General features: G+C 66.3%; 7 protein-coding genes. 4 read left to right on the top strand and 3 right to left on the bottom strand.

Annotated elements, in window-relative coordinates:
• From LPZ50_RS17125 to LPZ50_RS17115, 3 genes are all read right to left on the bottom strand, one after another.
• A partial coding sequence (locus LPZ50_RS17125) for a TolC family protein (RefSeq protein ID WP_230662944.1) occupies positions 1-546 on the bottom strand: 546 nt, incomplete at its 3' end.
• 15 nt (positions 547-561) lie between these two features.
• Positions 562-3,747, bottom strand: coding sequence for an efflux RND transporter permease subunit (locus LPZ50_RS17120; RefSeq protein ID WP_230662942.1), 3,186 nt, complete (start codon positions 3,745-3,747; stop codon positions 562-564).
• A gap of 16 nt (positions 3,748-3,763) precedes the next feature.
• Complete coding sequence (locus LPZ50_RS17115; RefSeq protein ID WP_230662940.1) at positions 3,764-4,957, bottom strand: efflux RND transporter periplasmic adaptor subunit; 1,194 nt, start codon at positions 4,955-4,957, stop codon at positions 3,764-3,766.
• Positions 4,958-5,209: 252 nt separating this feature from the next.
• On the opposite strand from LPZ50_RS17115, the gene LPZ50_RS17110 reads away from it, so the two are divergent.
• From LPZ50_RS17110 to LPZ50_RS17095, 4 genes are all read left to right on the top strand, one after another.
• Positions 5,210-6,223 (top strand): LysR family transcriptional regulator, encoded by a 1,014-nt coding sequence (locus tag LPZ50_RS17110; protein ID WP_230662938.1) that lies wholly within the window; start codon positions 5,210-5,212, stop codon positions 6,221-6,223.
• A gap of 106 nt (positions 6,224-6,329) precedes the next feature.
• Complete coding sequence (locus tag LPZ50_RS17105) at positions 6,330-7,433, top strand: AI-2E family transporter (protein WP_230662936.1); 1,104 nt, start codon at positions 6,330-6,332, stop codon at positions 7,431-7,433.
• A 51-nt stretch (positions 7,434-7,484) separates the two neighbouring features.
• Entirely contained in the window at positions 7,485-8,249 is a 765-nt protein-coding gene (locus LPZ50_RS17100; RefSeq protein ID WP_230662934.1) for a phytanoyl-CoA dioxygenase family protein, read from the top strand.
• Positions 8,250-8,589: 340 nt separating this feature from the next.
• Positions 8,590-9,127 (top strand): amino acid permease (locus LPZ50_RS17095; RefSeq protein WP_230662946.1); only part of this gene is annotated, 538 nt, incomplete at its 3' end.

Genomic DNA, 9,127 nt, shown 5'->3' with positions numbered 1-9,127 from the left:
GGCCAGCAATACCGATCGATACAGTGCTTCGCTTTGCTGTTCGTCGGCGGTGGCGGCCTCGACATTGGACGATACCCGCCCGAACAGGTCCACTTCGTACGACACGCCCACCTGGGCGCGCCACAGGGTGGACGGGTCGGTGGACGCGTCCGCCCCCAGGCCTTGCGAGGCGGGCGAGGGCCGCTGCCGCGTGGGGCCGAAGCCGGCGTCCACGGTGGGGTAGCGGTCCGAGCGCGCCGTGCCCAGCAGGGCGCGCGCCTGTTTCAGGCGGGCGGCCGCGGCCTGCAGGCTGTGGTTGGCCTGCTGGGCCTCGGTTTCCAGCGCGTTCAGGGTTTCGTCGTTGAACAGTTTCCACCATTCGCCGCGCAAAGCCTGTTCGGCCGGCTGCGCGGTTTGCCAGGAACCGGCTTCGTGCGCGGGCAGGGCTTCTTTGTATGCCGCCGGGGTGGTGACCTCGGGCCGCTGGTACTCGGGGCCTACCGCGCAGCCCGCCAGTACCAGCAGCACACCCAACAGGGCGGGAACGCGTGTGATTAAGTGCGTCATGATCAATGTTTCTCTTTAATGGCTGCCATGCGGCGCAATGACCGGCGCTTCATGCTGCGAGGCCGAATGCAGCTTGCGCGTGCTCATGGACCGCAGCAGCACGTAGAACACCGGCGTCAGGAACAGGCCGAACATGGTCACGCCCAGCATGCCGAAGAACACCGCCACGCCCATGGCATGCCGCATTTCCGAACCGGCGCCGGACGACAGCACCAGCGGCACCACCCCCATGATGAAAGCGATCGACGTCATCAGGATGGGACGCAGGCGCAGCCGGCTGGCCTCGATGGCGGCCGACAGCGGCGTACTACCCTGCATTTCCAGCTCGCGCGCGAATTCCACGATCAGGATCGCGTTCTTCACTGACAGGCCCACCAGCACCATCAAGCCGATCTGCGTGAAGATGTTGTTGTCGCCGCCCGTCAGCCATACCCCGGTCAGCGCCGCCAGGATGCTCATCGGCACGATCAGGATCACCGCCAGCGGCAGGGTCAGGCTTTCGTACAGCGCCGCCAGCACCAGGAACACCAGCAGCACGCTGATGGGAAATACCCAGATGCCCGCGTTGCCCGCCAGGATCTGCTGGTAGGTCAGGTCGGTCCATTCGAACTTGATCCCGCGCGGCAGGGTTTCCGCGGCAATGCGCTCGGCCGCGTCCTGCGCCTGGTCGGACGAATACCCCGGGGCCGGGCCGCCGTTGATGTCGGCGGCCGTGTAGCCGTTGTAGCGAACCACCATCTCCGGGCCGAAAGTCTGCTTCACGTCCACCAGGGCCGACAGCGGCACCATCTCGCCCGTGGCGCTGCGGGTCTTCAGCTGCAGGATGTCGTCGGGATGCGAACGGAACGGCGCATCCGCCTGGGCGCGTACCTGGAACACCCGGCCGAAACGGTTGAAGTCGTTCACGTACATGGAACCCAGGTAGATCTGCAGCGTGTCGAACACATCGGTTACCGGCACGCCCAGCTGCTTGGCCTTGACACGGTCCAGGTCCACGTCCAGTTGCGGCACGTTGATCTGGTAGTTCGAGAACGTGGGGCCCAGTTCCGGCGTTTCGCGCGCCTTGGCCAGGAAGGCCTGGGTGGCCTTGTCCAGTTCGGCGTAGCCCAGCGCGGCGCGGTCTTCGATCTGCAGCTTGAAGCCGCCCATGGTGCCCAGCCCCATGACCGGGGGCGGCGGGAACACCGCGATGAACGCGTCCTTGATGCTGGCGAACTTGCCGTTCAGGCTGCCGGTAATGGCATCGCCCGACAGCGCGGCATCATGGCGTTCATTGAAGGGCTTCAGCGTCACGAACACGATGCCGGCGCTGGAACTGTTGGTGAAGCCGTTGATCGACAGGCCCGGGAAGGCGATGGCGCTTTCCACGCCAGGCTCGTTCAGGGCAATGTCGGACATGCGGCGGATCACGTCTTCCGTGCGGTCCAGCGAGGCGCCGTTGGGCAACTGCGCAAAACCGATAAGGTACTGCTTGTCCTGCGCGGGCACGAAGCCGCCGGGCACGACATACGAAATACCCACCGTTGCCGCCAGCAGCAGCACATACACGCCCATGGCGCTGGCCTTGCGGCGGATCACGCCGCTGACGCCGTTGGCATAAGAATCGGAGGCGCGGCCGAAGAAGCGGTTGAACCAGTTGAAGAAGCCGCCGAACAAGCGGTTCATGCCGCGCGTGAGCCAGTCGGGCTTGTCATGGTGACCCTTCAGCAGCAGGGCCGACAGCGCGGGCGACAGGGTCAGCGAATTGAAGGCCGAGATCACCGTCGAAATAGCGATGGTCATGGCGAACTGCTTGTAGAACTGACCCGTCAGCCCCGTCATGAAGGCCAGCGGCACGAACACCGCGCACAGCGTCAGCGCAATGGCGATGATGGGCCCGCTGACCTCGCGCATGGCCCGGTAGGTGGCCTCGCGCGGGGTCAGCCCGGCCGCGATATTGCGCTCGACGTTCTCTACCACCACGATGGCGTCGTCCACCACGATGCCGATGGCCAGCACCATGCCGAACAATGACAGCGCGTTGATGGAATAGCCGAATACCAGCAGCAGCGAGAACGTGCCCACAATGGAAACGGGCACCGCCAGCAGCGGAATGATGGACGCGCGCCAGGTCTGCAGGAACACGATCACCACCAGCACCACCAGGGCGATGGCTTCCAGCAGCGTCATGATTACCGCCTTGATGCTGGCCCGCACGAACTGCGTGGGGTCGTATTCGATGCGGTATTCCACCCCCGGCGGGAAATCCGCCGACAGTTCCTGCATGACATCGCGCACCTGCGACGACACATCCAGCGCGTTTGCGCCTGGCGACTGCATGATGCCCATGCCGATGGCCGGCTTGTTGTTCAGCAGCGAGCGCAGGCCGTATTCCTGCGCACCCAGCTCGATGCGCGCCACGTCCGACAGGCGCGTGATCGCGCCGTCGGGCGACGACTTCAGGATGATGTTGCCGAACTGGGTTTCATCCTGCAGGCGGCCCTGCGCGTTCACCGAGAACTGCATGGGCACGTCCTGCGTGGTGGGCGAGGCGCCGATCACGCCCGCGGCCACCTGCACGTTCTGCTCGCGGATGGCGCTTACCACGTCGCTGGCCGTCAGGCCGCGCTGCGCCACTTTCTGCGGATCCAGCCAGACGCGCATGGAATAACTGCCCGAGCCCCAGATCTGCACTTCGCCCACGCCGCTGATGCGCGACAGGCGGTCTTTGATGTTCAAGACCGCGTAGTTGCGCAGGTAGGTGATGTCGTAGCGGTCGTCCGGCGAGATCAGGTGCACCACCAGCGTCAGGGTGGGCGAGCTCTTGGTGGTGGTCACGCCCAGGCGCTGCACGTCGGGCGGCAGGCGCGGCAAGGCCTGCGACACGCGGTTCTGCACCAGCTGCTGCGCCTTGTCCGGGTCGACCCCCAGCTTGAAGTACACCGTGGTGGCCAGGTTGCCGTCGCTGTTGGCCTGCGACTGCATGTACAGCATGTCTTCCACGCCGTTGATGGACTCTTCCAGCGGCGAAGCCACTGTCGAGGCAATGACCTTGGGGTTGGCGCCGGGGTACTGGGCCCGCACCACCACCGAGGGCGGCACCACTTCGGGGTACTCGGAGATGGGCAGCTGGAACATGGCCAACAGGCCCGCCAGCAGCACCACCACCGACAGCACGCCCGCGAAGATCGGCCGGTCGATGAAGAATTTAGAGATGTTCATGCTTGCTTCCGATGGCTTATTTCACGCTGGCCGCGGCGGTCTGGACGGACGCCGGCGGCGTGTCCATCGAGACCAGGTTGGGGGCCACGGCCTCGCCCGGGCGCACCCGCTGCAGGCCGTTGACCACGATGCGCTCGCCCGGCTTCAGGCCGTTGGTAATGACGCGCAGCCTGCCCTGGCTGGCGCCCAGCGACACCTGGCGGTAGACGGTGCGGTTCTCGTTGTCCACCACCAGCACGAAACGCTTGTCCTGGTCGGTGCCGATGGCGCGTTCTTCGATGAGCACGGCTTCGCGCGGCTCGGTGCCGCCCAGGCGGATGCGGGCGTACATGCCCGGCACCAGCAGGCCGTCGGTGTTATCGAACACCGCCCGCACGCGGATGGTGCCCGACAGGGTGTCGATGCGGTTGTCCACCGACTGCACCACGCCTTCGCGCGAATACCCGGCTTCATTCGACAGGCCCAACTGCACCGGCACCGAAACGCCCGACACCCGCGCCGGGCTGACGTACTGCAGATAGGCCTGTTCGTCCACGTCGAAGGCGGCGTACATTTCCGATACCGACACCAGCGTGGTCAGGGGCACCGACCCGGCGCCGGCCGCCACCACATTGCCCACCGTGACCTCGGCGCGCGACACGCGGCCCGCCACCGGCGCCACGATTTCCGTGTAGCCCAGGTTCAGCTTGGCGGTTTCCAGTGCGGCCTGCGCGGCCTGCAGGTTGGCCGCGGCCTCGCGGGCGTCGTTGCGCTTGGACTCGAAGTCGCGCTTGGCAATGGCGTTTTCCGCCAGCAGGCGCTTGCCGCGCGCCAGTTCCGACGCGGTGAAGCCCACCCGCGCGCGGGCGGCCGCCAACTGGGCCTCGGCGCGGTCGACTTCGGCCGCGTAGGGGCGCGGGTCGATGGTGAACAGGCGGTCGCCTTTCTTTACCAGGCTGCCGTCCTTGAAGTGCACGGCCACCAGGGTGCCCGACACCAGTGGCCGGATGTCCACCCGGTCTATGGCTTCCAGGCGGCCGGAATAATCCTGCCAGTCGATGATGGTCTTGCCCAGGGCGGGCGCCACATCCACCGCCGGGGCGGGCGGCGCGGCCTGGGCCTGGGCCGTGCCCGCGCCCCCCGGACCGCGCAACAGGGTATACCCCCCGCCGGCAGCGATCAGGGCCGCGAAAACCGCCAGCAATACAATGCGTGGGCGCGAAACAATCATGGTGTTTCCTTGATGAATATGGGGACAAATCGCCGAGGGCAGGGCGGGAAAAGACGTCCCGCTTTCAGGAACCATCGCGAATTGCGTTGGTCTGAGGCTATCGGCTGACTAGAGACGATTAGAATTCTGAGTGTTTTCCCTGATGGGATAAACACTGTTAGGTCGTCAACACTGTTCGATTGAAACGAACAATGCGGCCGTAAACCGCGTTATGCTGACGCCCATCCCCATTTGCCATCCAGGACACGACCCATGGACCGCTTCCAAGCTATGCAGGTCTTCGTGCGCGTTGTCGACGCCAACAGCTTCACCCGGGCGGCCGACAGCCTGGCGCTGCCCCGCACTACCGTCACCACCGTCATCCAGAACCTCGAGCGCCGCCTGGGCGTGCGCCTGCTGAACCGCACCACCCGCCGCATCAGCCTTACGCCCGACGGGGCGGCCTATTACGAGCACAGCACCCGTATCCTGGCCGAAGTCGAGGAAACCGAGGCCTGCTTCCAAGAGGCCGCCCTGCGTCCGCAGGGCAAGCTGCGCATCGATGTGCCGGCCAGTATCGGCCGCCTGATCCTGGTGCCGGCGTTGTGTGAATTCCACACGCGCTACCCCGATGTGGAACTGGTCCTGGGCATGGGCGACCGCCGGGTCGACATGGTGCAGGAAGCCGTCGACTGCGTCATCCGCGGCGGCGAACTGGAAGATTCCAGCCTGGTGGCGCGCCGCATCGGCACGTTCCAGAGCCTGACCTGCGCCGCGCCGTCGTACCTGGAACGCCAGGGCATGCCCCATACCCTGGACGACCTGAACAGCCATTACGCGGTGCACTACTTTTCCAGCCGTTCGGGCCGCAACTGCAACTGGGACTTCGTCATCGACGGCAAGACCCGCGAAGTCGAGGTGCCGGGCTGCGTGTCGGTCAACGACTGGAGCGCCCACCTGGCCTGCGCCCTGCAGGGCTTCGGCCTGGTGCAAACCGCCCGTTTCATGGCGCTGCCGCATCTGCAGGCGGGCGAATTGATCGAGGTGCTGCCGCAATGGAAGCCGCGCCCGGTGCCCATTTCCCTGCTGTACCCGCAAAGCCGCCAGTTGTCGCCCAAGGTGCGGGTGTTTTCCGACTGGGTGGCCGAACTGTTCGCGCGCTGCCCGCTGCTGACCGGCGGCGATGGTTCCGAGGGTTGCGACGGCATCAACCACGCCGAACTTACCCCGGCCGCCGAGCGCGCCACCCGGCGCGGCGTGGCGGTCGAGGCCGAGTACGTGCTGTAGATAGCCGAACGGACGGGCTCCGGCCGGCGGGCAGGCCGGCCGCACAGGGCAGGCGGTTACGTACTGTATATTTGTGCCTCGCCTACCCGCCTGGACCGCCTTGCCCATGCAGCAGCCCGTTCTACCCGCGTACCTGATCGCCCGCTGGCTACTGTTGCTGGTGTTGCTGGCAGGCGCCTATTTCCTCAGCGGTTTCCTGGTGCCCGCCCTGGCCGCGCTGATCATCGGCCTGGCCACCTGGCCCGTGTACCGGCGCATCGTCGACGGATGCGGCGGCCGCACCATTCCCGCCGCCACGCTGGCGCTGATGGGCGTCATCCTGGTACTGATCGTGCCGCTGACTTTCGCGCTGACCTACGCGGTGCAGGAAGCCAGCAATTTCTTCGCCTGGGCCCTGGCGGCCAACCGCCATGGCGTGGCCGTGCCGGCCTGGATTTCATCGCTGCCCATTGTGGGCGCGCGCCTGTCCGAGTATTGGCGTACCTACCTGGGCGAACCGCATGCCCTGGGCGCCATGGTGGAAATGGTCAGTGGCGAGCACCTGGGCAATATCTACCGCATGGTGCTGTCGGCCACCGGCAACGTCTTCCAGTTGCTGCTGAACGTGCTGTTCATGCTGATCACGCTGTTCTTCGTCTACAAAGACGGCGACCGCATGATCGCCCAGCTGGACATCCTGGGCGAACGCATCCTGCCGTCGCGCTGGCTGCGTTTTTCGCGCGTGGTGCCTGCCACCGTCGGGTCCACCGTCACCGGCATGAGCCTGATCGCCGTGGGCGAGGGCGTGGTGCTGGGCCTGGCCTATTGGGTGGCCGGCGTGCCGTCGCCCGTGCTGCTGGGCGTGGTCACCGGCTTCATGGCTCTGATTCCCGGCGGCGCGCCGCTGTCGTTCACCCTGGTGTCGCTGTACCTGGTGGGGTCGGGCAACCTGGTGGCGGGCCTGGCGCTGTTTGCCTGGGGCACCATAGAATTGTTCATCGTCGACAAAACGCTGCGGCCGCGCCTGGTGGGCGGGCCGGTCAAGCTGCCGTTCCTGCCGACCTTTTTCGGGCTGATCGGCGGCGTCAAGACCATGGGCATCGTGGGCCTGTTCGTGGGCCCGGTGCTGATGGCGCTGCTGGTGGCGGTGTGGCGCGAATGGGTGCGCAACGTCGAAGCCGAACGCGACGGCGCCCGGCTTCAGGCCGCGGCCGAGCCGCGGGGCGATTAAGGGCCTGCCCGGGCAGGCCCGTTTCAGAGTGCACAGGCCCTAGAGGTAAACATGTCTGCATCATCCGTGGCCGGGCAGGTGGCGACCCTGCGGCAGCAAGGATTCGTGGTCGCCAGGCAATTCGCCGCGCCGGACACCGTGGCCGCGCTGCGCGCGGAAGCCGAACGCCAATTGGCCCTGGAATCCGGGCCCATCGAATACGAGGCCGACCTGAAATACCCCGGCGCGCCCGAATCGCGGCAGGCGCAGGGCGGGTCTACCGTGCGGCGGCTGCTGGGTGCGTATGGACGCGGCCCTTTGTTCCAGGCGTGGTCCACTTCGCCCGCCGTGGGCGAGTGGCTGCGAACCTATTTTGGCGAAACGCCGGTGCTGTCCACGGCGCATCACAACTGCGTGATGACCAAGCACCCCGCCTACGGCAGCCTGACGGGCTGGCACCAGGACATCCGCTACTGGTCATTCACCGATACCGACCTGGTGTCCACCTGGCTGGCGCTGGGGCGCGAAACCGCCGACAACGGCGGGCTGTTCTTCATTCCCGGCTCGCATGCGGCGGCGTTCGCGGCGTCGCAGTTCGATGAAAAGAAATTCTTCCGGCCAGACCTGCCCGGTAACCAGGCCTGGATTCGGCGGGCCGTGTGCCCGGAACTGGAGCCCGGCGACGTGGTGTTCTTCCATTGCCGCACTCTGCATGCTGCCCGGCAGAATGGCACCCGCCAGGTGAAATTCTCGCTGGTGCATACGTATTACCCGGACGGCTGCAGCCCGGTGGCGGGCACGCGCTCGGCGTCTTCGCCCGGGGTGGCGCTGCTGTAGTAGGCGCTTGGCGATAAACGCGTGCCGTGCAAGATATGGGCCGGGCTTTGCAAGGTACGGCCGGGTGTCTGGCTCCCGCCAGGGTGCCAGACACCGTTGTATGCCACGATGGTCTCAGCAGAACGGTGTCCGGCACCCTGGCGGGAGCCAGACACCCATCGATATCCTTGGAACCCCCTCCGCCCTGATTCCCCGCAACAGGTAACCGGCCCCGGCCGGTCGGCGCGGTGCGCCTGGCGGGTTATGCTCACCGGTTTCGCGGGGTTTCCGGCAGCATGGGTGCCCGTTTTCTACAGGAACCACTACCTTGGCCGACCCTCAGCCCCGCCGCGCCGCCGGCATGCCCAGCAAAGACGTGTCCACCCCTGGGGGGTTGCGCCGTACCCTGGCGGCCCGCCACCTGAGCATGATCGCCGTGGGCGGTTCCATCGGCACCGGCCTGTTCGTGGCTTCGGGCAACACCATCGCGCAGGCCGGCCCGGGCGGGGCGCTGTTGGGCTATGCGCTGATCGGCCTGATGGTCTATTTCTTGATGACCAGCCTGGGCGAGCTGGCCGCCGCCATGCCGGTGGCCGGTTCGTTTTCCACCTATGGATCGCGCTACGTCGAACCGGGCTTCGGCTTCGCCCTGGGCTGGAACTACTGGTACAACTGGGCCGTAACCGTGGCCGTAGACTTGGTGGCGGCGCAACTGGTCATGGCCTACTGGTTTCCCGACGTGCCGGGCGTGTACTGGAGCGCGCTGTTCCTGGCCATTACCTTCGGCCTGAACGCCTTGTCGGCGCGCGGCTTCGGCGAAGCCGAATTCTGGTTCGCGCTGATCAAGGTGGTTGCGGTCATCGTCTTCATCGGCCTGGGCGTGCTGATGCTGCTGGGCA

This window comes from Bordetella petrii (assembly GCF_020991325.1).
GTDB classification, from domain to species: domain Bacteria; phylum Pseudomonadota; class Gammaproteobacteria; order Burkholderiales; family Burkholderiaceae_B; genus Bordetella_A; species Bordetella_A petrii_E.
This window is presented reverse-complemented; position numbering and strand designations above follow the sequence as displayed.